Source organism: Orrella sp. 11846 (assembly GCF_048820935.1).
Taxonomy (GTDB): domain Bacteria; phylum Pseudomonadota; class Gammaproteobacteria; order Burkholderiales; family Burkholderiaceae_B; genus Algicoccus.
In genome coordinates this window covers 93,194-116,966 of the sequence record NZ_JBMERD010000008.1, presented here as the reverse complement: position 1 = coordinate 116,966, position 23,773 = coordinate 93,194, and the positions used below count along the sequence as shown (strand labels likewise).

Sequence of the window (23,773 nt, the reverse complement as noted above, 5' to 3'; positions counted from 1 at the left end):
GACTTGGCAGTTCCGGCACATCCGTTTTAAATAAACAACGCAGCCTGATGCGAATCATCACAGTACGGTGTCTTACTTAATGAAAAATAAAGAAAAATTTGGCCAATAGGTGACCAGCATCAAAACAATGAGCATGACGAGAATCTGCGGCCAGATCGCTTTAGAAATTGACCAAAGGCTTTCCCCGCTGACCGATGCACCGACGAACAGACAATATCCGACGGGTGGTGTGGCCATTCCAATCGCAACGTTGGTCACAATCATTGCGCCAAAATGGATGGGATCAATCCCGAACTGATTGCCAATCGCGATCAGCAAAGGACCAAAAATCAGCATCAAAGCCACTTCATCCATCACAGCAGCTAATAAGAAAAAGCCCAGATTCAGTAACAGCAACATCATCCATTTCTCAGAGACGGTTGCTGACAGAAACGCTGCGAATTTTGTGGCTAACTGCTCTTGCGCCACAATCACACCCAAACCACCAGAAACTGCCACGACCGCCATCACCACTGCACTGATTTTCATGGCTTGCAAAATCACGGCCGGCACGTCACGAAGTTTGAGTTTTTTCTCGACAAATACGCCAATGACAAAGCTGTAAAGGCAAGCGACTGCGGCTGACTCTGTTGGCGTAAAAATACCGCCATAGATTCCCCCCAAAACCAGCACCGGTGCAAGTAGCGCCCAAATACCTTCTCTAAAAGCAACCCTAACCTCAGCAAAAGATGCACGCTTTAGTCGCGGAATGTTTTCACGATGAGCCCGCCAAGCGACTAGGCTTGAGAGCCCAACTGCCAATGCCAGCCCCGGCACAATGCCTGCAAGAAACAATGTGGCAATCGATTGTTCTGCAATCACACCCCAGATGATGAAAGCAATCGAAGGTGGGATGAGCGGTGCCAATACGCCGGTACTGACAACGAGTGAAGTGGCATAAGCTTTTGAATAGCCTCGCTGAGCCATTGCAGGAATCATGGCAGAACCAATGGCCGCAGTGGTGGCTGGTGCAGATCCTGATATTGATGCAAAAATACAGGATGCAACGACTGTCACATGCCCAAGCCCACCGAGCAAATGCCGTACAAATACATCTGCCACAGCAATTAAGCGCCGTGATAAACCGCCTTGAAGCATCAACTCGCCCGCTAACATGAAAAACGGAATGCCTAAGAGGCTAAATGACTGAGAGCTGGCAACCAAGGTTTGTGGCAGCAGCATGATGGACAAATCAGCCACAATCAGTGCTAGAACAACCGTGATACCAATTGCAAAAACAAACGGAAAACCAAGAATCACGAGCAATGTGAAACTTATCGTCAGGACCCAGATCACATCACTCATGATGCATCCTCCTGTCTCTCAAATCGTTTCGGATCAAGCAACAATTCAAGACTAAAAAGAAACACCATCACGCCACAGACTGGTGCAACGGCGTACAACACATTAATCGGATAAGCAATTGCTGCCGATGTTGAGCCAGCCATCATCTCCATGTACTCAGCCCCAGACCAAGCTAGGAACCCACCAAATGCGGCAATGGCAAAATCAATGATGCGCTCTATCACCTGGCTGCCAGTTTTAGGCAGCCAGGCCAGAAACAAATCCATGCGGACATGAAATGCCTCTCTGACGCCCACGGCAAGCATCAACAACATGCTCCAGCTAAAAAGCAATAAGGCCAGTTCCTCGGTCCAGACAGGCGGATTGTTAAAAACATATCGCATGATGATCTGAAACAAGATACAAAACGCCATCCCCAGAGCAAGTACAACGACCACCCACTTAACCAGCAAAGTGATCGCTGTATTCAATCGGCGCAGCATTGCGTGAATGAATGAAAGGCGCCCTAACATTTACTGAACTCTCGTTAAAGCCTTGTCAAGAAGATCCGCTCCAATTTGCGGGCGGAACTGCTCATAGACTGGTTTCACTTTGTCACGGAACTGATCCATGCTCGCAACTTCATTGACAACCATGCCTTTATCTGCCAGTACAGTCACTAACTGATTCGCGTTCTCTTCACTGGCCACTCGTTGCTTTTCAACTGCCACTTTGGACGCTTTGGCAATCGCCTCCTGTTGCGCAGGTGTCAACTTGTCTAACCAGCGTTTATTAAACAAAAGTTCAATGACAGAGAAAGTGTGGTTCGTGAGTGAGAGATATTTGGCGATCTCGTAAGATTTTGTGGAATCAATGACAGACAGGGGAATTTCCAAACCATCGAGCGCACCTTGCTGAACTGCTGTGTAGGTTTCGCTCCAAGCCATGGGCACTGGGTTACCACCTAACGCCTCGTACATCCCGATATAGATCGGGCTTTGCATCACGCGATACTTTGCACCAGCAACGTCTTCGGGCGTACTAACCGGACGCACATTATTAATCATGTTTCGGAATCCACCACCCATATAACCCATGAGGGTAATTCCTTTAGAACTAATTTTGTCAGCAAGTATTTGACCAATTTCCCCGTCTAGCACTTCATAAGCCTGATCGGATGAACTATACAAAAACGGCAGATCATTTAAGAGAAAAGCTGGCTCAATCTGAGAGGTAACTGCATTGGTAATAAGCCCAGCTTGCGCGGTACCCATTCTGAGACCTTCAAGTAATGCTTTTTCATCGCCTAACTGACGATTAGGGTAGAACTGAACATCAAACACTTTACCGTTCGGATCTTCACTCAAAGCCTGCGCAAAAGCACGTGCTCCAATTGCATAAGGGTCCGTTTGCGCATCCGTCGTCGTCCAGCCTAATTTCAGGGGGATTTTGGTTTGCGCATTGGCCCCCGTATAAATGCCGACGACACAACAGGTTGCAGCAACTGCTAAAAGCTTAGGTAGTAATTTCATTTTTGTCTCCTGAGATAAAAATTATTTTTTATAAAATAAAACTGGATATCTTCTATCCATAACGCTGCGTGAATAAGTTGCCGTGAACTAGCCACTCAAACACACCGTGTTAATTTACGCATCCCAATACAACTGAGTTGGGTTGTCGACCAATACTTTTTGTCGCAAAGACTCATCAGGTAGCCAATCAAACAGCAAATCAACCAGATCACCATCGTTAGGCATCGACGTAATGTGGGGGTGTGGCCAATCCGTTCCCCAAACAAGTCGATCGGGGTTCGCTTTCAACAAAGCATCAACCAAAGGCCGCAAATCAGCGTAATCAGGCATCTGTTCCGAGGAACGATAAGGTGCAGAAAGCTTGACCCAAGCTTGACCTTGACGCATCAATTCCGTGAGTGTTGCAAACTCATGACTGGCCAAAAGCTCTGAGCTAGACGTGTGACCCAGATGATCAACAACGACCACCACGTCCTGGTCTGCAATACGCTTTAACAAGCCGGCCTCTTGCACTAACGGTGCAAAAAGCTGAACGTGCCACGAAAATGGTTTGACTTTCTGAATGATATTTTCGATTTCTCGATCGCTGGGCCCGTTTGCAAAACTACGATTAATGCGGGTACCTCGTGTACCTAATGCATCCAAACGAGCAACCGTTTGTTCATCGACATCCGCAGGCAATACCGCCACACCACGTAACCAGTCCTGATTTTCAGCCATAAAAACCTCATAGCTTGAATGATCAGAACCGTACACACTGGGATGAACCAAAACGCCACGGTCAATCCCATACGCGTGGGCCATTTTTCTATAGTCTTCGATCGTGGCCGGTGTCGGCTTATAAACGGCCGTCTTTGCGAGTGCGAATCGATCAAAATCCTGAAAGAAGTGAAAATGGCAATCACAGGTGCCTCTGGGAAGCTTTGCTCGAGCTGGCTTTAAATTGGTGTCAAAGGGTAAGTATTCCAAAGTTTCCTCACTTTTCTGTCACATCTTGGTCGGAGTTTTTTGTTCTAAACCAAACATACATTCTGATGTTTTATTGATATTTATCATCTCCAGTCGTTATTTATAGTTGTCATTTGCAAAACAAAAGGTATATGAGGGGCTCGCTGACTGCCAGCGATTCTCTGGAGTTTTAGCGAAATATTTTCATATAGTGAAAATGTTTCATCAAACAACCTATTCCTAACGCCAGAGATGAAAGAAAAGCCTTCACTTTTTCAGTCTTAGACGTATCTAAGCTTCACGTCCGCCATGTTTTCAACGTACTGGGCAATAGCCGTATGATCTTCCTCTCCCAGTCCAGCACAGACACTGGCTTTCCAGAGTTCATTCACGGCGGCCGAGACAGGGGCAGGAATTCCATTGACTTGCCCCATGCCCAACGCAATACCGAGATCTTTCGTCATAAGTGCCACCGTAAAGCCGCGTTCAAATTTTCCACTCAGAATCTGTGCAGGAAATTTTTGTTCACTGGCAGCACTGCGACCACTACCATTGTTAATAACGTCCAGCAACTTGCCGGCATCTAGCCCCATTCGCACACCAATGGCCATGGCTTCCGCGGTAATCGTCAATGTGGTTGCTGTAATCAGATTGTTAAGGGCTTTGGCAGTGTGTCCTGCACCCGTGCCACCCACATGAATAATGGTTTGTGCCAAATCCATTAATGGCGCTTTAACTCGCTCAAGAATCTGCGCTTGTCCACCCACCATAATGGTCAATTCCCCAGACTCTGCTTTCGAGACTCCCCCTGTCACGGGCGCATCCAACATATGCACACCTTGTTCTGCAAGCAGGTCCGAAAGCGTGTGAGTGATCTCTGGAACGGATGTGGTCATATCTACGACGATAGACTCAGGGCGCAAGCCACCAATCAGACCGGGGTGATTGTCCTGACCCAGCACGACCGCTTTAACAATTTGTGCATTGGGTAAAACTGTGAAGATGACATCACATTGCGCTGCCAAAATCGCTAAATCATCACTAATTTTTGCGCCCTGTTCGGCATACTTCTGCTGGACGGTTTTATTCGCATCAAACACCGTGACGTCATATCCGCTCTGAATTAAACGCATTGCAATACGTCCGCCCATATTCCCCAGTCCTACTACAGCGACTTTCATCACTTTTTCTCCTCCTTTCATTATTTGTTTTTAATCGTGTCTGGTTTCCATCCGTTTCAGATCGGATGACATGATGTCCATTCAAGCTGTTTAAGCCTGTTCTTGTGGAACATAAAGCACTAAACCATCGAGCTCATCAGTCACAGGGATCTGACAGCTAAGCCGAGAGTTATCACGCATATCTAGAGCAAACTCCAGCATGCCTTCTTCAGCGATCTGGATTGGTGGTAATCGGTTAAGCCACGCTTCATCCACATAAACATGACAGGTCGCACAAGCACACGATCCTCCGCAATCCGCTTCAATACCCGATACGCCATTCTGCACAGCAGCCTGCATCAATGATTGGCCTGAATTTGCTTCTACAACGCTTTCAATTCCGTCGTGACTCATGAAAATAATTTTTGGCATGAATGAGCTCCTTGCTACTCTCTAAACGTTTATGCATCGACTGCAGCCTCCCTCTGCACCTACGTCAAGCGGGGTGTGGGACGCAGTACAAGCGTCTGTAAGTTCATGTTTTTATCGGACAATGCCAAAGGACACGGACTCAGATCAGATTCAATCCAGCGCCGACCTAACATAAAAGCCCTAGGATCGTTAAAGGCATCTAGCGCAATGAGCCGATCACTCTGGAAATACCAAATACACACCGACGGATTGGCTGCGTCATCGCTAGACCCACCTGTACAAACAATTTGACTATGACCTGTGTTGATGCCGGCTATTTGCAACTTGAGATCATATTGATCAGACCAAAACCAAGGCACGCCTCGATACGGTTTTGGATTGCCCACGATCGTTTGCGCCGCTACGTTTGCCATCTCGATTGCATTGGGCACAGACTCCAGACGGCGACTCTGTCCTAACAATTCCATACTGGCACAATCACCAATCGCCAAAATATCTGGGTTTGAACTACGCATCTGAGCGTCTACAGCAATGCCATTGTTCAGGACAAGGCCCACTGATCTAGCCAACGAATCTTCGGCAATCGCACCAATCCCTATGAGCACTTGGTCGATCTCGAGAATCTGACCTGTACTCAGATGCGCACGATGTGCCAGCATGTGGCGATTCTTCGCATCAGGCTCAACACAGGCTTGCAACTTCAAATGATCAAGCCCTGTATTCTCAAAAATGCGAACGCCATTGCGCAAATGCAAATCTCTTACAACATCCGAAGTCGCCTCGCATGCTACTCGGCTCAAAATACGATTCGAACGTTCTATGAGTGTGACCTGCATGTCCAATGCACGTGCCACAGCCGCCGCTTCCAGCCCCACATAGCCACCTCCAACTATGAGCAAATGCTGATCCTTGCGCCAAGATGCTCGCAAAGTTCGTGCATGCTCAACCGTGCGTAGCACATGGACGTTTTTTGCAGAGGTAAACCAATCCGCTTCAGGCACCCGTGCACGGCTACCTGTTGCTAAAACCAAATATCGATAGGCCAGTTCCGTGTCATCCGATAGACGCACCAACCGTCTATCGGCATCGATTTCGGTCACTTTGCAGGACAAGCGTAAGCGGATATTCTTAAGATGATATTGCTCTAAGTTTTTCAGATGCAAGTCTTCATCTGCAGATTCACCTAAAAGATACTTTTTAGACAACAGAGGTCGCTGATAGGGAAGATCAGGCTCTTGCCCAATCAGCTCGATTTGCCCTTGAAAGCCCAGCTTACGCAAACGAAAAGCCAGTGTTGTTCCAGCGTGCCCAGCACCCACAATAATGACTGAATCACTCATTTCTTACTCCTGAGCACAACAAGAAAATTTGCTTACAGCTCAACAAAAACCTCTCCGTCCCGAACAGAAACTGGATATGTTCTAACTTTGGAATCACTGACACCAAACAAGCATTCACCCGTTTCTATGCTGAACTCCCAACCATGCCAAGGACATTTCAGAACTTGTTCATCCATGCCGTAATCCAATTCACCTGCACATGGCGTGGGCAGCATAGTGCCACCAACTGTACCCAGTGCCAGTGGGGCCCGTTTATGGGGACACATGTTTCGGAAGGCATAGACGTTGTCTTTGGTACGCATGACACCAATTGGACGACCAGCGACCTCAAGCGCTAGACCTGTGTGATGAGGAATATCGTCAATGTGACAGACTCGGTGTTCCATAAAGCATCTCCCTTTTGTAATTAGTGGTTGTCCGCAGACTTCAAGTTAAAGAGTTCAGCTGCATTGTCGTGAAACACTTTCTGGCGCAGCTCCGGTGGCATTGAGGTAAAAGTCGTTGCCGGATAATCAGAATCCCAATGTGGATAATCGGTACTAAACAGCAATGTGCGGTCGGCGTGCATCATTTCCAGAATCTGATCAAGATAAATATCTTTCTCAGGCTCTTCGACTGGCTGACTCGTAAAACGCACATGATTCAATACATAACTACTTGGAAGCTCTTCTAACCAAGGCACCTCACGTCGGAACTGTCTCCAGTTCTGATCAAAACGCCAAAGCATATGAGGCACCCAGCCATAACCAAATTCAGCAGCCAGTACCTTTAAACGAGGAAAACGGATAAATACGCCCTCAAACAGCATGCTCGACAAGTTGCCAATTGCAATTTGTGGGAAGCTGGAATGACGCTCAATGTAAGAGGTGGGCACACCGCCTGCAAAAGAAGCACTTGTTTGGAATGCCCCTTCGGTTCCAGTCGGGTGAATAAAGATGGGTAAATTAAACTCTTGGGCAGCTTCATAAATCGGGTAGTAATGAGGATTACCCATGAGAATGTTCATCAGTGGCATATACACGGCGACCACATCAGGCAAGCCACCCACTCTGCGAATTTCAGCAGCAGCTGCAACCGGGTCATGGACAGCTACACAGATAGCCAACTTGTAACGCTTATCAACTGGAAGCCACTTGTCGATGAAATAATCATTAAAGGCTCTCGCCAACACGGTTGCTTCATTTGCATTCGGGAAAGCCACCAGTTTTCCGGCCTGAATAGAAGACAACACTGCGTACTCAAGATCGAGTCGATCCAGATGATCTTCTTTCAAATAAAAAGGACAGGAACCTCCAGGATCGCCATTAGGGGTCGTTGTATCCTGACGGATGGACGTTGAACCAGCCAATGGGGGTCGTAATGGGTGGTCGGGAAGAATTGCGCGTTTTCCTTCAAAACGTTTTTGCCAACTTTGGCTCATATAGGGTTTAAGACCTTCAATGTCACCCGGAACCCATGGGTGCACATCTGCGTCAATGATTCGAAGCCCACTTTTCATGAAATTCTCCCTTCAGCATTTGGATTGATTGTTTCTAAAGCTTGTGCAGCAGTTTTAAAGCGATGCTACTATCAATCCAGCGTTCGGAATATCTCAAACATCAAGAACGGGCATTCGGTTTTACCGAACGCTAAATACGACATGAACAGAACAATCATTGCATCTTCACAGGCAGAAAACCATGCATTTTGAGCTCTCGGACTTACGTGTCTTTGTGGCTGTAGCGCAATCACCTAGTTTGACGCAAGGCGCAAAACAAGCACACTTATCAGTCGCAGCAACCAGTGCCAGAATTAAAGCTTTAGAAGCCCAATTAAATTCAAAACTGTTGTATAGAGGCAGTCGTGGCTCAACTCTGACGCCAGATGGCCAGCTGTTGCTCAAGCATGCGAGACTAATCCTCAGACAAGTGGATTACGCTAAAAATGAGTTCTCAGAGCGTTCGGGGCGTTTAGTCGGTCATATCCGCATCTTTTCTAACACCACATCGATGACCGAGTTTCTCCCCGAAGTGCTCGCACAATTCTTAGCGCAACACCCTGAAGTCAGTGTCGATTTACAAGAGCGCCTCTCTCGCGACATTATTTTGGGTGTCACTGAAGGCGCGGCTGATATGGGGCTCATTGCAGGACCTGTCGGTGCTGAAGACTTAAACGTGATCCACTACAGCACTGATCGGCTGATACTGGCTGTTCCCAAAGAGCATCCTATTGCTATCCAGTACCAGAACCAGCAACAAAATCAATCTAAGCAAATAGAATCGACCCAGAAAACGCTTGCGCATGAAATAGACATAAACACATACGCTAGAAATGGCGTAACGCTCCTGCGTTCATTAGCATACCCTCATATTGGTTTACGCGAAGGCAGCACGTTGTATGACTTAATGAATCGGCAAGTCAACCGGCTGGGCAAGGTACTGCCATTACGCGTACAAACATCGAGTTATGAAGGCATTTGCCGAATGATCGAAGCCGGTGTTGGTGTAGGTGTCGTTCCGGAATCAGCAGCTTTACGTTATCAAAATACGATGCATTTTGACATTATCCCTTTAAGAGAAACATGGGCGCTACGTGAACGCAGCATTCTAGTTCGAGATCTCGAAGCCATGCCAGAATGTGTCAAAGAGCTCATTAAGGTCATTTCGGTCGCTGGACTGCAAGCTGAAAAACACGCCCAAACTTGAATCAAAAAAGCGATCACTGGCTCTAAAGCTTATTCACCAAGTACTGAAAAAACGCGGTTTTGTAATGCAGATTGCAACTCATCTCGGATGGGTATTAGAAAGTCACGCGTCTGCATGATAGATGATTCAGGATAGTCTTCGGCAGCACCGATTAAACAAACAGAACCATACACCTCGTTAGATGCATCCGACACCACTAGTGCAAAAGCATGAGAACCGGACACAAGAAATCCGAGGTTAACCCCAAAGCCATATTCATTGGACACATCGAACGCCTGTTGCAATGCGCCGAAGCGACTTTGTCCATTCTTGACTTGTTCACGCACCAAATTATCTTTGAGCACACGCATAAATTCCGGCTCAGGCAGATTTTGCAGAATGACAATCCCGCCTGCAGAATTAATCATAGAACGTCGGGCTCCGGGATACAACATCGTTGTACTCACTTTGCCAGACAGGTTGAGATGCATACTACAGACAAAGTCGGTATCGCTGCGCACAAGAAACAGTAGCGTGCCTACACATTTTTGCGCAAACTTTCTCAGAATGTTCTCGACATCACGTTGAAACTCATGTTGCTCAGATCGCGCCAAACTCAGCTCAAAAAGTCGAGAGCCTGGCAGATAATGCTTATCAGATCGACGTTGCTCAACAAGATTTTCTTGTACAAGCGCCGTTAACAACCGATGGACAGTGGTAATGTCAAGCTCACTCTTTTGAGCGATATCTGAAATACGCCAACCTTGGTGTGGACGTGTCACAACAATCTGTAATAACCGCAAAGCACGACCCAAAGATTGTGTACCGACTACTGAAGGTCGATGCAAATCCAGATTTTGTGTTTTTGATAAGAATTCACTGAGACAAACTTTCATCATTTTGCGCGGTATTGCCTCTTTGGATTACTAATCTTGTTTTTGAAATTGCGTCGTAATTTTAAGCACATTGCCGCCTTACTGTACTTTATTTCCCACCAAGATCGCGCAACTTAAATTTAGACTTCATCGTTAATAATCAGAATTAAACGTCTATTTTCCTTTTTTCTCACCTATTGATCATCTGATTGAACTCAGTGATCTTAGGTCACGGATGCATCAGAAACCGAATCGATTGGGATAGCGTTTTGCACAGAACTCATGAGTTAATTTCGCGTTGACGCATCAGCATGCGCCACTCATCTTGACTGCGATACAGCGGTGTTCGTGATTACTTTGTCGACACGTTCTGAAACAAATCCAACTTGATCATGGTCAACAGCTTGATGCTTTTTTACGCGTCATACCACCACACCGATGCAACACACACACGTTAAACTGCACGTCGTGATTGCGTAACAACTCCTACAAAGGAAGAACGTGGATATCGAAACCACTGAGGCCATCAGGCTGTTTTTTCCTAATCCTTCGTTAATTTTGGTTTATTTCGAAGCGCTTGCCAATGCGTTGGATGCAGGTGCAACCGAAGTAACCATCGATATAGAAATAGAGGCATTCGATAAGCCAGACACACTAACAATCACGATTTCAGACAACGGTGATGGATTTACAAACGATAATTTTGAACGTTTCAAAAAACTATTGAGACCTAGGGATAGGTATCACAAAGGTATCGGCCGCCTGGTGTTTCTCAATTACTTCAACCGGGTAGAGGTCACCAGTACCCGCGACAAATGGCGTAGACACTTTATTTTCAAAGATGGCTTCGATGGCAATTCGGAACTCGAAAATCTGAAAGATGAGCAGCCAGCCAAAACAACATTAGTATTCAGTGAGTTTGCTAAAAATCGCATTAAGTCCTATGACGATTTGAAACCTGAAGCCCTCAAACCACTCTTAATCGAACAATTCTGGCCCACGCTCAGCGCTCGCAAACGTGATGGCACAGCGTCCAGAATTTCGATCAACCTGACAACTAACGAAAGCAACGTACAAAAAGAATTTTTCACGCACGAAACGACTATTACCACCGATGATTTGCCTTCGATGAGTATGATCACCATTCAGGATAACTCTCTGGATGCGTTTTCAACGATTGATATGCACTATCACGTCAAACCGGTATCGGAAAAAGGCAGCTTACTGGTTGCTTTCAGCATTGATGGCCGGACAATTCCAGTCAACTTAATACCAAATTCGTCTTTCCCGCCCGGCTACATAGGTGTATTTCTATTTGAGTCTGAGCTTTTTCACTCGAATACTGACAGTTCACGCCAAAAGCTGATATTGCCAGAAGGACTTCACGAAGCAAATCTTTATCGTTTCTTACGCCAAGAAGTTGCTAAGGTATTGGCTGAAAAGATTCCAGAAATTACGCAGAAGAATAAAAAGGTTAAAGAAAAATTCGAGAAACAATTTCCACATCTTCTGGGCTACTTTGAAAACGACACCGTCGGTCTGATTGATCGTGATGATGCTTTAGAAATTGCACAGCAGAAATTTTTTCGTGCTCAAAAGCAGGTGCTGCAATGCGAGAAACTGACCGCAGCAACCTATGAGAAATCTCTGGAACTGTCAGCGCGCACATTGACTGAATACATCTTGTATCGCGACAAGATCATTGGTCGTATGAAGGAAATGACGGCTGACAATGCCGAATCCGAAATTCACAACCTCATCGTTCCGAGATTCAAAGAATTTTCGAAAAAAACCATGCCTTCAGAGATTTACCAAAACAACGCTTGGTTGCTCGATGACAAGTTCATGGTGTTTCGAACCATCCTGAGTGAGCAACGGATGGATAGCGTTGTCAATGCCATACGGCTTGACGAAGAATGTGAAAATGATGCTGGCAGGCCTGATATTGCCATGATCTTCTCTGCCGAACCAAAAGATGCCAATGCCGTGGATGTGGTTGTCGTCGAAATAAAAAGGAAAACGGACAACGAAAAAGAAAACCAATATGCCATCAATCAACTACTGGATCGTGCAGTAAAACTAGCAGCGCATTGTCCCAACATACAAAGAATCTGGTACTACGCCGTTATCCAGATCAGTGACACGATGGAAACGCGATTGCGTCAACAAAACTGGGCACCACTGTTCTCCATGGGAAAGCTTTACTACCAAGAGTTCCGAACCGAGCGTCCGGATGGAACTGTAGTTCCAACGCCCACTTTCGTCGTGTCATTCGATGCCACCGTCGCTGATGCTGAAAGCAGAAATCACACATTTCTTCAAATCTTACGTAATGGCATGAGGGGATACGCCATGCAACAGGTCAACAGCTAACTGATATTGCCCACGTTTTTTTAGCCCTTAGCTCCAGAGGTTAAGCAACCATTTTACGCTGTTCGGCGTACCACTTGTTTTCATACTCCATTGGGCTTATATCGCCCAGACTTGAATGCAGTCGGCTTCGGTTGTAGAACGTGATCCAAGCCATAATGACAGACCGCGCATGTTCGTGGGCTTGAAACTTTTTGCCATGTACACGTGCCCAGTAGCTTTCCACAGGTGAGTTATCCCAGCAATCACCTTTCCTACTCACAGATTGATTGAATCGACATCTGCTTGAGCATCTGTAGGAATTCTGAGCCGCAATACTGACTGCCACGATCACTACGGAAGATTAGCCTAGGCGCAGGTTGGCGAACCCATCTGCTTAAAGTGCCGTTGGGTATACCAAGCTGATCGACTGCACGAGCAATGGATAAACCAACAGATTTGTCGCACACACTCCATTTTAAATTCCGGTGTGTACTGCGCACGTTTTCTTAATTCAGACATTTCAGACTTCTTTCTTCTAATGTAACTGGAATTAAGAACTACGTTACTGAGGAGCAGTGTGATCAAATCAAACTGTCTGTCGAACGTTCGTAACTGATTTAACGATCTGCAAACGCAGCCTTAATATCACTCAGCGTAGTCATCAATGTCATCGGAGCCAATGGTGATGACTCAAACCCTACTCGCCGATAAAAAGCGGCCGCATCTGACGAGAGCGCATGCACCAGTACACCTCGGATACCTATCACCTCAGCTGCCGATACAATCCGCAAGCAGGCGTCCCTAACTAGCGCTCTACCGATTCCCTGACCGTGCAGGCTTTCATCGATAGCTAAGCGCCCCAGAACCACAACAGGGACCGGATCGGGCATATTGCGCCGCAACTTACCGGTGGCTAGCTCAGCAGCCACTGCGGAACTGGCCAGTGCGTAATAACCTAGGACTTTATTGCTGCCTTGCTCGTACAGCACAAAGGTACGTGAAGCACCAGAAACCTGATTTTTACCAGCTCGATGTTTCAGCCAGGAATCCAGACTGTCTACACCACTACAAAAATCAGTCAGCTCGTGATAACTCTGTAAAGGCTCAGGCGCTGCAAGTTTCACTGTTGCAGATCCCAAGGTGCTGGGGACTGCATCGTTTTACGTAGTTCCTGGTTAGGTGCTGGGGGCTGATCCAGCCGCTTCAAAAACTCGGCATAGGCGTCCGGTGCAACCTGAATCAGCGCCTGATCCAGTAGCGTATCTTCGGCAGCCAACCGAGCCGCATCCAGAATAAAGTCCGTACGATTTTTGCCACATGCCTTGGCAGCCAGATCAATCAGCTCCCGCACCTCAGGCTTGATGCGCAGGTTAAGACTGGTACGCTGGTTGCCCATAGATAACGTGGTCATTTTTCACCTCCTGATTACATAGCACTAGTATAACCCGAGCGTATAGACATTGTCATTACACATCTAAACAAAAGTTTTGAGGAAATTTCACCGCAGACGCTAATCAATGCCAACATAAAAAACGATCCACAAAAAAGGGAGCTACCGAGCCAAACCGTCGCTGACAACGCAATCTTTTCTCTTGGACGCATTGATCTGACCTGTCTGTCGCTGAGCCTCGCCATGAACAGCTTTCCTTTGATTTGGTATTTCAAAGACAGGCCAGCACAGTTTGGAATACCGAAAGCACTAGATTGGCTGGGATTGAAAGAGACAGGAAAAGGCAGAAAATCGTAACTTATTGATTTTCAGTTATTTTCGACACAAAAAAAACGTCCTGAGACGTCTTTTTTGTTTATTGGTGGAGCCGGGGGGAATTGAACCCCCGTCCGCAAGCCCTCTGCAGGCAGTTCTACATGCGTAGTCGATTTATTTGAGTTTTAACCTTGATCCCAGCCAACCGACAGGCCTAATCTCAGCGATTCACATCAATTTAGGAGGACAGTGTGTGACCCACCGGACTCCGATTCTTTGTAAATGACGCTGCTGTGAGTTTCCTCACCTAACCCAAAGACAAATTAGTGCAGCGGCTCACCGCTTAAGCGGCCAGAGCGAAACGCTCGTCGTTGGCGTTTATAGCTTTTCCAGTGGTTTTACGAGCGAACTGGTGCTCGGCATGCCCTGCTCTGTTTCGCGACCCACGTCGAAACCAGGTCGGCCCCAGAAATACATCAGTCGACGACGATCGACTGTTACTGATAGTTATGACATTCAATCTTCAAAAAAGTTCCGTGCCATTCAGACTTTGTCTAAGAGACGATTAATCTTTAGCTCTTCGAACTGTTTCGAGTTGCCCATTGTAGCAGCTTCATCACTTGAAAATCAAACTAAACTTGATCTTAGTCAATTATTTAAATGAAAGCCATTTCTGCACTGTGCAAATCGCATCGGATTGAGCTTGTGACACCATCCCACAGTCTTATTCAGTGGATAATAGAGCAAACAAATTCTTCGCCAACTCTGAGTAAATCACCCCAGCGATGATCGAATTCAACCACGTATTCAAGTCGTATACAGCCAACCAGCCAATCTTGGAAGATATTTCTTTCAAGGTCAACGCAGGCGAATTCGTGTTTGTGGCCGGTCCATCCGGGGCGGGTAAATCCACGTTACTCAAACTGGTCGCAGGACTCGAAGCCTGCACTCAAGGCACGATTGAAGTCAATGGCCAACGTCTAGATCAGATCTCCGCACGTGCGAAACCTTATTTGCGGCGAGCAGTCGGTGTCATCTTGCAAGACACGCATTTGCTTTACGACCGAACCGCCATTGAAAACGTCATGCTCCCACTAGCCGTCATCGCGCAGCCCAGATCCATCGCGATGAGCCGCGCACGGGCCGCCCTACAAAAAGTTGGTCTAGCTGACAAAGAACGCACCAATCCGTTGGCTTTATCCGGTGGTGAACAGCAAAGATTGGCTATTGCACGTGCCATTGTGAACCGACCTGCGCTCTTAATTGCCGATGAGCCCACCGCCAACCTAGACCGTGACACAGCCCGTCGCGTGATGACAGTGTTTCGAGACTTCAATCAGGTGGGTGTCACGACTTTAGTCGCGACGCACGATGAAACACTCATGCAAGAGTTTGCGCACCGTGTTCTCATCATTGAACGCGGTCAGTTTCAAGACTTCCCCGTACGCAGGCAAGCACAATTATGAAAGGCTGGTTACAACATCAGCGCTACGCGCTCGCAGTCACAATCCGACGTCTCGGACAACATCCATTTTCTTTTTTATCGAATCTGGTCGTGCTCTCGCTCGTCCTGTCCATGCCCCTCTTAGGCGCTTCGGTCTTGTTTTCTGTCCAGCCTTTAAGCAAAGAAGTCTCAACCACACCCGCAATCACGATCTTTTTAGACCCAAACGCTTCGTTGGATACAGCCAAATCAGTTGTTAAAAAAATTGAACAAGCCAATGACCCTGATATCCATCAAATTACGCTCATCGACAAGGCGCAAGCCATTGACGACCTGAAACACAACGCAGCCTGGGAGCAAGCACTATCCGTTCTTTCAGAGAATCCTTTGCCACACGCCATCGTTGTGTATCTAGCCAATGAAGATCATTTGGCGCAAACTGCCGACACGCTGTCTCGTGAATGGCGAAACTGGCCAGAAGTCGCTTTTGTGCAGTTAGACAGCATTTGGGTACAACGTTTGGAAGCGCTCATGCGTTTAGCCAAAATCGGTCTACTCCTGATTACCGGCATTGTCGCGCTCGTCGTCTTGTCAGCCGTCTTTAACACGGTACGCATGCAAGCCCTTTCTCAGCGCGACGAAATTGCTGTGGCACGCCTAGTCGGTGCCACAGAGAACTTTGTACGGCGTCCGTTCTTGTATCAAGGCGCCATCACTTGTGCACTGGCTACGCTAATTGCCATCGTTTTATCGCACCTCTTTCTAGAACCTTTAAACGCCGCGGTTGGACACTTGGCTAAAACGTATGACGCAATCTTTGTGCTCAATACTGCGCCTGGTGGTTTACTTTGGTTGTATTTCATCGGTGCTTCTCTACTCGGTGCGCTTTCCGCGCGTTGGTCGGTCACCCGACACACGCGTTTCTAAATCGCAATGCCCAACACATCCTCCGAACAAGCTATCCGATTTTTGCCACAAGCTGTGATTGACTGGCAACGTATTCATGGACGCCATGAACTGCCTTGGCAACAAAACTTTGACCCATACCGAATCTGGCTCTCAGAGATCATGTTGCAGCAAACCCAGGTCGAAACGGTTATTCCTTACTACGAAGCTTTTTTACAAGCATTTCCAAATGTTCAATCCTTGGCACAAGCATCGCAAGATGAAGTACTCCGACTCTGGGCCGGTCTGGGTTACTACGCGCGTGCACGAAACCTGCATGCCTGTGCACAAACCATTGTGTCGGACTGGCACGGTCAGTTCCCAGACAATGCACAGGATTTAGAAACACTCCCCGGCATAGGACGCTCGACCGCAGGCGCCATTGCAGCCTTCAGTTTTGGGCAGAGAACACCCATTCTGGATGGCAATGTACGGCGTGTTTTTTGTCGGTATTTCGGCATTGACACCAATCCCATGGCCAGCGCCACGCAAAAGCAGCTTTGGGCGCTCGCGCAAGAGACTTTGCCAAAAACCAGTCCAGAGCCACAGCAGACTGCAGACATGCGCAGTTACATTCAGGGCTTAATGGATCTCGGCGCCACCGTCTGTCGACGCAATCAAGCGAAATGCACCCAATGTCCATTACAAAATCACTGCATTGCACTTAAAACTGAGCGCGTCAATGAACTGCCTATCCGCCAAGTGCGTAAAGCACGAACTGAACAAACATTGCACTTATTTGTCTTTAAACGTGGCGCTGAGATCTATTTGATCAAACGTGCTCAAGCACGCATTTGGGGTGGGCTTTGGAGTTTGCCACAAACAGCTTCACCAGAAATTTGGCATACAGCTTTTAAGGCACTCAATCTGAATGTTCTAAAAATGGCTGCTCGCACCCATGATCTCACGCACATAAAGCTCACCTTAAAGCCCTGGCTCATCGAAATCACGGACGATGCGACGATGCGTGAATTGCACGCGACACTCATGGCAGACATCGACAACCTAGATGAACAAAGCAATTGGGTCGATCCTGCCACCTGGGAAGATTACGGCGTTCCCAAACCTGTGCGCGACATTTTGTTGGGCTTTATGGACGAACCGCTGTCTTAACTGCTTTTTGTTGCTGTTTACGTTTGGCACTAATTCCCATCAGCAAACCAAAAGCGACGGCCAAGCTCAGTAACGCACTCCCTCCGTAGCTAAACAAAGGTAAGGGCACCCCCACGACTGGCAACAAACCAATCACCATGCCTGTATTCACAAACACATAAATAAAAACGGTCATGGAAATACTGCCAGCCAATAGCCGCCCATAGGTTGTCGTGGCACGACTGGCAATAAACAACCCACGCATAATCAGTAGCAGATACAAAAACAGCAGCGACAAGGCACCAAACAGCCCAAACTCTTCTGCAAACACCGCAAAAATAAAGTCAGTTGTACGCTCCGGAATAAACGACAATTGACCTTGCGTACCACTCATATAGCCCCGCCCTAAAAGTCCACCAGAACCCACAGCAATCGTCGATTGAATCGTATGAAACCCTCTCCCTAGTGGATCGCGAGTTGGATCCAACAAGGTACAAACACGGCTCTTTTGGTAGGAGTGCAGCACAATCCAATCCGTTTCAGGCTCACACAACACGTCCTGATTTATATAAATGACGCTCAGTCCGATCGTGGCTGCGAGTACCAACGGAATCAAGAGTTTAAAGCTCAAGCCCGCGAAATACATCACAAAAAACCCCGAAGCCACCACGAGCAACGCGGTCCCTAAATCAGGCTGCAAAGCAATCAGCGCAAATGGGATCAGAGTCATCACCATGGCGACCATAAAGTCGTACCAGCCCACTTTGCCTTCCCGACGCTGAAAGTACCAAGCCAACATCATCGGCAAGGTGATTTTCATGATTTCAGAAGGCTGCAAGCGCAAAATACCAATATCTAGCCATCGGGCAGCTCCTTTACTCGACTCCCCAAAAAGTGCCACCGCAACTAACAAAGCAAGCGTGATCAGATATGCCAAAGGAGCCAAACGCGCCAGAAATTGCGATGGAATCAGTGCCACAATCCACATCACGATGAGCGCATACACCATATAACGGCTTTGATCCGCGTAACGCCAGTCGGTCCCGCCGACAGCTGAATGCATGACCAGTAATCCCACCACCGACAACAGTGCCAGCAGCAACATCACAGGCCAGTCGATCGAACGAAACACCTGCATGACCGCATTAAAAAGTCGGATCATCGGGCAGTCTCCTGTGTAGCAGGCTGATCAGTTGCAGCAACTTTTTGTTCTGTGTCTGAGCCTTCTTGCTCCTCTTGCGCCTCTTGTTCTTCTTTGTCTTTTTCAAGCAACCAGGCATCCATCACTTTTCGGGCAATCGGTGCAGCTGTGTCACTACCCCACCCGCCATTCTCAACCAGCACAGCGATGGCAATGGAGGGGTCTTCTAACGGCGCAAACCCCATAAATAAGGAATGATCTCGCAGGCGCTCATCGATGGCATCCTTTCGATAGCGGCCGCCTTTCAGGTTAAACAACTGTGCCGTGCCAGTTTTACCAGCCGCTTGATAAGGAGTGCCGGCAAATGCACGACGCGCAGTGCCGCTTTGAGTCACATCGGCCAATGCAGCGTGTATGATTTCCAGATGTTTAGGCTCAATATCAAGCACGTAGTCAGGCTCTTTGCGCTCAATGCGTCCGACTTGGCCATGACGATCTTGCGCCGACATCACAAGGTGAGGCTTATAGTATCGCCCCCCGTTTGCCAGCACGCTTGTGGCTTGCGCCAGTTGCAAAATCGTAAATGCGTTATACCCTTGACCAATCGCAGCCGAAACCGTCTCGCCAGCATACCAACGTTGTTGTTCAGGTGTTTTAAAAGCTTCTCGCTTCCATTTTATCGATGGTAAAACACCTGCGCGCTCACCACTCAAATCAATCCCCGTACGCTGCCCAAACCCAAAAGGCTTCATAAAGTCATGCAGTGCATCAATCCCAATCTCGGGCGCGAGCGAATAATAGTAAGTATCTGAAGACACCACGAGCGAACGGTGCATATCGACATGCCCATAGTGAGCAGAGCCTGCATTCCTAAAGCGCTGATTACCCAGCTCAAAATAACCTGGGTCATAGATTTTTGTTTCTGCATCACGCTTACCAAGCTCAAGCGCAGCCAGTGCAACAAATGGCTTATAGGTTGAGCCGATCGGATAGGTGCCTGAGATGGGGCGATTGAGCATCGGCACATCCTTGGATTCATTGAGTTCACGCCAGCTTTCTTGATCAATACCCCCAACAAACAAATTCGGATCAAAAGAAGGCTGGGAAACATAAGCGAGGATCTGCCCATTTTGCGGGTCAATCGCAACCAATGCACCCCGATGGTGTGCAAATGCCTGTTCTGCAACGCGCTGCAGCTTTAAGTCCAGTGTCAGAATCAGATCACGACCTGGCTCCGGATCAATCCGGTGTAAAGATCGCATGGGCTCACCACGTGCGGTCACTTCAAGTGATTCAATGCCGGTCATCCCGTGCAGCATCGCCTCCCAAGCGCGCTCCACACCCTGCTTGCCAATGACATCCGTGCCACGATAATTACCGAGATCACCTCGCTCATCGAGCGCTTGCAGATCCGCTTCAGAAATCCGACCTACATAACCAACCACATGGGCTGCAACCTGTCCTTGAGGATACTGACGAACCCAGCGTGCCTTGAGCTTCACTCCCGGAAACCGAAAGGCTTGCGCCGCAAAATACGCGCCTTCTAGTTCCGTTAAGTCATTACGCAACATGATTTCTTGGTAGCGACCACCTGCCGCAACTCGACGTTTAAAGCGTGTAATCGCATTTGGCGACAAATCAATGACTTGACCCAAAGCGTCCAGCATCTTATCCATGTTCTGGACTTCTGCCGGCACCACTTCAAGCGTATGACTCAGATAATTACGCGCGAGAATTTCACCGTGGCGATCCACAATTTCACCTCGGCGCGGCGCAATCGGCATCACTGCTGTACGGTTGCGATCTGCCCTTTGCAATAAGCCTTCGTGCTCATCCACCTGCAGCACCCACAGTCGTATACCGATCAAAGCCAGTGCGAACAGCACCAGTCCGCTCGCGACCCAAGCGCGAAGCAGAAAACGACTACGTTCTTTCTGTGCGACCGATTTAAAATCAAACATGGTTCTTATCTGACATTTAACTGACGTCAGCGTTCACATCATCGAGCCTTTGTCCGGGTAACAAGAACAACCAACCCACTGGAACCCACAATGCGCTGGCGATCAACACACCGATCACCCACCACCAACCCGGCCAGGCACCCGACACCCAGGCGGCGATCACGACAGTCACCGCACGCGCCACTAAAAAGACAAGCACCATGTGCATGGCTTGTCGCCACAAATCAAAGCGTAGTAGACGACGGTGTAGCATGATGCCGCCATAGCAAGCTAGAACATACGTCAACGCGTACTGTCCCAGCGGACCACTGTCATGCACATCAACCAGTAAGCCCAACACAAAGGCCGTCAACATCCCCACGCGTTTGGACTCATGAACCGCCCAAAATGCCAACGTCAGCATCAGCAAATCCGGAGCTGCTTCCATTAATCGCCAAGGCAATAACGTCAACATAAAAACCACGGTAATCGAGCCCCAAACCACCCAACCTGCGGAGCGAGAGTCCAAGGCTTTACCGCCTATTCCTTGAGCACGCATAAACGGTGCCGTCGAATCAACCCGCTGCCGGCTTTGCATGCGCGTCTCCTTGAGTTTCAGATTCTGCCTGGTTTTCTGACGCCCACACCTCTTCAATCAGCAGATCTTCAGGTCGGTCCGGTACAACCGGGACTTTCAGAATCAAAAAATGGCGATATCTTTCTGGATGAGAGGTCGGTTGTGCGGTTGCCTTTGCAAACCCAGATGCTGAGTCTCGTTCAACAATGCCCACTGTGCCCACCGAAATGCCAGCTGGAAACACACCCCCCACACCACTTGTCACCAGCACATCGCCTTCACGGATATCCGCATCCGATGAGAAATAACGCACTTCAATCAGACCCGCACCCGACGTACCAAACGCGATTAAACGCAAACCATTGCGCAGAATCTGTACTGGGACGGCCAACTGTTCATCTGTGAGCAAGGCAGACTCTGAGGTAAATGGAGTCACCCGAATAATTTGTCCGACTAGACCACCCTCGTCAATGACTGGCATCCCCGGCTCAATGCCATCGCGGCTGCCTTTATTAAACACCAAACGTCGTTGATAGGGTGTCGAGGGTTCATACAATACTTGCACCACAACAGCCGGATACGTGGGCTTACCTTCCACAACACCCAGCAATCTGCGAAGTTGAGAATTCTCAGCATCCAATTGCGCGGCATTGGCCACAACTTGTGCCAACTCAATGCGCTGGCGTTGCAGTTCTTCACTTTCTTGTTTAAGCAAACTGGCGGCATTGCTGTAGTCTTGCACCAATGTGATGGCATCGCGTGGCAACATGACAATCCGCTGAAACGGATAAAGCACAACGCTTAAGCCTTGACGTACGGGTTCCAAATAGCGCGAGTTGGCATCGAATAAGAGTAATGCCATTGACAAGACGACAAGCAGCACCAGCTTGACTTCAGCTGGTACGCTACGTCGAAATAATTCTAATTTTGCGGGTGCGGACATTTATCTTCCTCAACGACCACGCATGGACTGACTCAGACCACTGAGAAACTGGCGTTCGTTACAACACCAACGCCATCAATCAGACTCAGTCGTCAATAAAGATGCCACCCAGTTGCTCCAGATGCTCAAGCGCATCACCGCAACCACGCACCACACACGTCAGAGGATCTTCTGCCACCACCACGGGCAAACCCGTTTCTTCCTGAATCAGGCGATCCAGATCGGCAAGCAACGCACCACCACCCGTCAAAGCAATCCCTTTGTCTGTAATGTCTGCACCCAATTCTGGCGGTGTATTCTCAAGCGCTGTTTTAACCGCCAACACGATCTGATTCAAAGGGTCAGTCAGCGACTCCAACACTTCACTCGAAGACACCGTGAAACTACGGGGGATGCCTTCAGCCAGGTTACGGCCCTTCACTTCGATCTCACGAACCTCAGTGCCCGGGAATGCAGAGCCAATCTCTTTTTTGATGAGCTCGGCAGTTGGCTCACCAATCAACATACCGTAGTTGCGACGAATGTAATTCACGATGGACTCGTCGAATTTGTCACCACCGACGCGCACAGAGCCTTTGTAGACCATGCCACCCAATGAAATCACAGCGACTTCGGTTGTACCGCCACCAATATCAACCACCATCGAACCACTGGCATCCGAGACGTTCAAACCGGCTCCAATCGCAGCGGCCATCGGCTCTTCAATCAGATAGACCTGACTGGCACCTGCACCTAAAGCGGACTCACGAATCGCGCGACGCTCCACTTGGGTCGACCCACAAGGGACACAAACAATAATACGGGGACTGGGTGCCAGGATATTGCGTGGATGCACCATACGGATAAATTGCTTGAGCATCTGCTCAGTCACCGTAAAATCAGCAATCACACCGTCTTTCATCGGACGAATCGCTTCTATGTTGCCCGGCACGCGACCTAGCATCTGTTTGGCTTCACGACCGACCGCCTGAATCAAACGACGCCCACCGCCGCCACTGCCTTCGTGGCGAATCGCCACAACAGACGGTTCATCTAGGACGATCCCTTTACCGCGGACGTAAATCAGCGTATTGGCCGTACCAAGGTCAATCGCCATATCGCTTGAAAAATAGCTACGGAGGAATCCAAACATGCGAAAAAGCCAAAAAATAGGGTAGAAAAAGATGCTCGACCTGACGTGATTAAACGGGCAACAATCTCGTTAAACAGATCATGCACACGAGCCCAACCACTCAGACCCAACTTATAGCTGGTTATGATAACTTATAATCCATCTGTATTTGCACGATCGCTTTCAAATTTCGGCAGTGATCCGAAACCTCTTTTATCATAACCAACAGTCAGTGACGCTCATTACAGAG

General features: G+C 48.2%; 23 protein-coding genes and 1 other RNA gene. 5 read left to right on the top strand and 19 right to left on the bottom strand.

Going from position 1 to position 23,773, the window contains the following annotated elements:
- Positions 1-72: 72 nt before the first annotated feature.
- The 9 genes from ACOI06_RS08650 to ACOI06_RS08610 form a co-directional block, all read right to left on the bottom strand.
- Positions 73-1,344 (bottom strand): TRAP transporter large permease, encoded by a 1,272-nt coding sequence (locus ACOI06_RS08650; protein WP_420662130.1) that lies wholly within the window; start codon positions 1,342-1,344, stop codon positions 73-75.
- The gene (locus ACOI06_RS08645) at positions 1,341-1,856 is read right to left on the bottom strand and encodes a TRAP transporter small permease (protein ID WP_420662129.1); all 516 of its coding nucleotides are present in this window, start codon (positions 1,854-1,856) and stop codon (positions 1,341-1,343) included. Before ACOI06_RS08645 ends, ACOI06_RS08650 begins: the two co-directional genes overlap by 4 nt.
- Positions 1,857-2,855: a DctP family TRAP transporter solute-binding subunit gene (locus ACOI06_RS08640; RefSeq protein ID WP_420662128.1), complete on the bottom strand. Its 999-nt coding sequence runs from the start codon at positions 2,853-2,855 to the stop codon at positions 1,857-1,859. It lies immediately after the preceding gene.
- 114 nt (positions 2,856-2,969) lie between these two features.
- Positions 2,970-3,824, bottom strand: coding sequence for an amidohydrolase family protein (locus tag ACOI06_RS08635; RefSeq protein ID WP_420662126.1), 855 nt, complete (start codon positions 3,822-3,824; stop codon positions 2,970-2,972).
- Positions 3,825-4,084: 260 nt separating this feature from the next.
- Positions 4,085-4,984, bottom strand: a complete 900-nt coding sequence (locus ACOI06_RS08630; RefSeq protein ID WP_420662125.1) for an NAD(P)-dependent oxidoreductase — start codon at positions 4,982-4,984, stop codon at positions 4,085-4,087.
- A gap of 90 nt (positions 4,985-5,074) precedes the next feature.
- On the bottom strand, positions 5,075-5,395 hold the full coding sequence (locus ACOI06_RS08625) for a 2Fe-2S iron-sulfur cluster-binding protein (protein WP_420662124.1): 321 nt from the start codon (positions 5,393-5,395) through the stop codon (positions 5,075-5,077).
- Between the two features lie 59 nt (positions 5,396-5,454).
- On the bottom strand, positions 5,455-6,735 hold the full coding sequence (locus ACOI06_RS08620) for an NAD(P)/FAD-dependent oxidoreductase (protein ID WP_420662123.1): 1,281 nt from the start codon (positions 6,733-6,735) through the stop codon (positions 5,455-5,457).
- A 32-nt stretch (positions 6,736-6,767) separates the two neighbouring features.
- On the bottom strand, positions 6,768-7,121 hold the full coding sequence (locus tag ACOI06_RS08615; protein WP_420662122.1) for a Rieske (2Fe-2S) protein: 354 nt from the start codon (positions 7,119-7,121) through the stop codon (positions 6,768-6,770).
- Between the two features lie 20 nt (positions 7,122-7,141).
- A complete protein-coding gene (locus ACOI06_RS08610; RefSeq protein ID WP_420662121.1) occupies positions 7,142-8,233 on the bottom strand; it encodes an amidohydrolase family protein in 1,092 nt (363 codons plus the stop codon).
- A gap of 181 nt (positions 8,234-8,414) precedes the next feature.
- Between ACOI06_RS08610 and ACOI06_RS08605 the strand changes: the two genes are divergently transcribed.
- Positions 8,415-9,419 carry a LysR substrate-binding domain-containing protein gene (locus ACOI06_RS08605; RefSeq protein ID WP_420662120.1) on the top strand — a complete coding sequence of 335 codons (1,005 nt, stop codon included), beginning with the start codon at positions 8,415-8,417 and terminating at the stop codon, positions 9,417-9,419.
- 29 nt (positions 9,420-9,448) lie between these two features.
- On the opposite strand, the gene ACOI06_RS08600 is transcribed toward ACOI06_RS08605, so the two are convergent.
- Positions 9,449-10,297, bottom strand: a complete 849-nt coding sequence (locus ACOI06_RS08600) for an IclR family transcriptional regulator (RefSeq protein ID WP_420662119.1) — start codon at positions 10,295-10,297, stop codon at positions 9,449-9,451.
- Between the two features lie 477 nt (positions 10,298-10,774).
- On the opposite strand from ACOI06_RS08600, the gene ACOI06_RS08595 reads away from it, so the two are divergent.
- On the top strand, positions 10,775-12,646 hold the full coding sequence (locus tag ACOI06_RS08595) for an ATP-binding protein (protein WP_420662118.1): 1,872 nt from the start codon (positions 10,775-10,777) through the stop codon (positions 12,644-12,646).
- A 40-nt stretch (positions 12,647-12,686) separates the two neighbouring features.
- Here the strand turns inward: ACOI06_RS08595 and ACOI06_RS08590 are convergent, their stop codons facing one another.
- The 4 genes from ACOI06_RS08590 to ssrA all read right to left on the bottom strand — a co-directional run bounded on the left by ACOI06_RS08590 (position 12,687) and on the right by ssrA (position 14,797).
- Positions 12,687-12,905 (bottom strand): integrase core domain-containing protein, encoded by a 219-nt coding sequence (locus tag ACOI06_RS08590; protein WP_420662117.1) that lies wholly within the window; start codon positions 12,903-12,905, stop codon positions 12,687-12,689.
- Positions 12,906-13,242: 337 nt separating this feature from the next.
- Positions 13,243-13,749, bottom strand: a complete 507-nt coding sequence (locus ACOI06_RS08585; RefSeq protein ID WP_420662116.1) for a GNAT family N-acetyltransferase — start codon at positions 13,747-13,749, stop codon at positions 13,243-13,245.
- Complete coding sequence (locus ACOI06_RS08580) at positions 13,746-14,036, bottom strand: DUF1778 domain-containing protein (RefSeq protein ID WP_420662115.1); 291 nt, start codon at positions 14,034-14,036, stop codon at positions 13,746-13,748. The genes ACOI06_RS08585 and ACOI06_RS08580 overlap by 4 nt, the downstream gene beginning before the upstream one ends.
- Before the next feature lie 398 nt (positions 14,037-14,434).
- Positions 14,435-14,797: a transfer-messenger RNA gene (gene ssrA, locus ACOI06_RS08575) on the bottom strand.
- A gap of 318 nt (positions 14,798-15,115) precedes the next feature.
- Between ssrA and ACOI06_RS08570 the strand changes: the two genes are divergently transcribed.
- The 3 genes from ACOI06_RS08570 to mutY are packed head-to-tail and all read left to right on the top strand — an operon-like array spanning position 15,116 to position 17,832.
- On the top strand, positions 15,116-15,796 hold the full coding sequence (locus ACOI06_RS08570; RefSeq protein ID WP_420662114.1) for a cell division ATP-binding protein FtsE: 681 nt from the start codon (positions 15,116-15,118) through the stop codon (positions 15,794-15,796).
- Positions 15,793-16,701: a cell division protein FtsX gene (locus tag ACOI06_RS08565; RefSeq protein WP_420662113.1), complete on the top strand. Its 909-nt coding sequence runs from the start codon at positions 15,793-15,795 to the stop codon at positions 16,699-16,701. The genes ACOI06_RS08570 and ACOI06_RS08565 overlap by 4 nt, the downstream gene beginning before the upstream one ends.
- Positions 16,702-16,707: 6 nt before the next feature.
- Complete coding sequence (mutY, locus tag ACOI06_RS08560; protein WP_420662112.1) at positions 16,708-17,832, top strand: A/G-specific adenine glycosylase; 1,125 nt, start codon at positions 16,708-16,710, stop codon at positions 17,830-17,832.
- Here the strand turns inward: mutY and rodA are convergent.
- The 5 genes from rodA to ACOI06_RS08535 form a co-directional block, all read right to left on the bottom strand.
- Complete coding sequence (gene rodA, locus ACOI06_RS08555; RefSeq protein ID WP_420662111.1) at positions 17,810-18,973, bottom strand: rod shape-determining protein RodA; 1,164 nt, start codon at positions 18,971-18,973, stop codon at positions 17,810-17,812. The two genes, mutY and rodA, sit on opposite strands and share 23 nt — an antisense overlap.
- The gene (mrdA, locus tag ACOI06_RS08550) at positions 18,970-20,913 is read right to left on the bottom strand and encodes a penicillin-binding protein 2 (RefSeq protein ID WP_420662110.1); all 1,944 of its coding nucleotides are present in this window, start codon (positions 20,911-20,913) and stop codon (positions 18,970-18,972) included. The genes rodA and mrdA overlap by 4 nt, the downstream gene beginning before the upstream one ends.
- 16 nt (positions 20,914-20,929) lie before the next feature.
- Positions 20,930-21,490, bottom strand: coding sequence for a rod shape-determining protein MreD (gene mreD / locus ACOI06_RS08545; RefSeq protein ID WP_420662109.1), 561 nt, complete (start codon positions 21,488-21,490; stop codon positions 20,930-20,932).
- Positions 21,468-22,412, bottom strand: a complete 945-nt coding sequence (gene mreC, locus ACOI06_RS08540; protein ID WP_420662108.1) for a rod shape-determining protein MreC — start codon at positions 22,410-22,412, stop codon at positions 21,468-21,470. Before mreC ends, mreD begins: the two co-directional genes overlap by 23 nt.
- An 85-nt stretch (positions 22,413-22,497) precedes the next feature.
- Positions 22,498-23,544: a rod shape-determining protein gene (locus tag ACOI06_RS08535; RefSeq protein ID WP_420662107.1), complete on the bottom strand. Its 1,047-nt coding sequence runs from the start codon at positions 23,542-23,544 to the stop codon at positions 22,498-22,500.
- Positions 23,545-23,773 lie beyond the last annotated feature (229 nt).

What these genes read in the sequence shown, in the direction of transcription:
- ACOI06_RS08650 (WP_420662130.1), bottom strand. Translation starts at nt 1,344, where the DNA reads ATGAGTGATGTGATCTGGGTCCTGACGATAAGTTTCACATTGCTCGTG.
- ACOI06_RS08645 (WP_420662129.1), bottom strand. Translation starts at nt 1,856, where the DNA reads ATGTTAGGGCGCCTTTCATTCATTCACGCAATGCTGCGCCGATTGAAT.
- ACOI06_RS08640 (WP_420662128.1), bottom strand. Translation starts at nt 2,855, where the DNA reads ATGAAATTACTACCTAAGCTTTTAGCAGTTGCTGCAACCTGTTGTGTC.
- ACOI06_RS08630 (WP_420662125.1), bottom strand. Translation starts at nt 4,984, where the DNA reads ATGAAAGTCGCTGTAGTAGGACTGGGGAATATGGGCGGACGTATTGCA.
- ACOI06_RS08625 (WP_420662124.1), bottom strand. Translation starts at nt 5,395, where the DNA reads ATGCCAAAAATTATTTTCATGAGTCACGACGGAATTGAAAGCGTTGTA.
- ACOI06_RS08620 (WP_420662123.1), bottom strand. Translation starts at nt 6,735, where the DNA reads ATGAGTGATTCAGTCATTATTGTGGGTGCTGGGCACGCTGGAACAACA.
- ACOI06_RS08615 (WP_420662122.1), bottom strand. Translation starts at nt 7,121, where the DNA reads ATGGAACACCGAGTCTGTCACATTGACGATATTCCTCATCACACAGGT.
- ACOI06_RS08610 (WP_420662121.1), bottom strand. Translation starts at nt 8,233, where the DNA reads ATGAAAAGTGGGCTTCGAATCATTGACGCAGATGTGCACCCATGGGTT.
- ACOI06_RS08605 (WP_420662120.1), top strand. Translation starts at nt 8,415, where the DNA reads ATGCATTTTGAGCTCTCGGACTTACGTGTCTTTGTGGCTGTAGCGCAA.
- ACOI06_RS08600 (WP_420662119.1), bottom strand. Translation starts at nt 10,297, where the DNA reads ATGATGAAAGTTTGTCTCAGTGAATTCTTATCAAAAACACAAAATCTG.
- ACOI06_RS08580 (WP_420662115.1), bottom strand. Translation starts at nt 14,036, where the DNA reads ATGACCACGTTATCTATGGGCAACCAGCGTACCAGTCTTAACCTGCGC.
- ACOI06_RS08570 (WP_420662114.1), top strand. Translation starts at nt 15,116, where the DNA reads ATGATCGAATTCAACCACGTATTCAAGTCGTATACAGCCAACCAGCCA.
- ACOI06_RS08565 (WP_420662113.1), top strand. Translation starts at nt 15,793, where the DNA reads ATGAAAGGCTGGTTACAACATCAGCGCTACGCGCTCGCAGTCACAATC.
- mutY (WP_420662112.1), top strand. Translation starts at nt 16,708, where the DNA reads ATGCCCAACACATCCTCCGAACAAGCTATCCGATTTTTGCCACAAGCT.
- rodA (WP_420662111.1), bottom strand. Translation starts at nt 18,973, where the DNA reads ATGATCCGACTTTTTAATGCGGTCATGCAGGTGTTTCGTTCGATCGAC.
- mrdA (WP_420662110.1), bottom strand. Translation starts at nt 20,913, where the DNA reads ATGTTTGATTTTAAATCGGTCGCACAGAAAGAACGTAGTCGTTTTCTG.
- mreD (WP_420662109.1), bottom strand. Translation starts at nt 21,490, where the DNA reads ATGCAAAGCCGGCAGCGGGTTGATTCGACGGCACCGTTTATGCGTGCT.
- mreC (WP_420662108.1), bottom strand. Translation starts at nt 22,412, where the DNA reads ATGTCCGCACCCGCAAAATTAGAATTATTTCGACGTAGCGTACCAGCT.
- ACOI06_RS08535 (WP_420662107.1), bottom strand. Translation starts at nt 23,544, where the DNA reads ATGTTTGGATTCCTCCGTAGCTATTTTTCAAGCGATATGGCGATTGAC.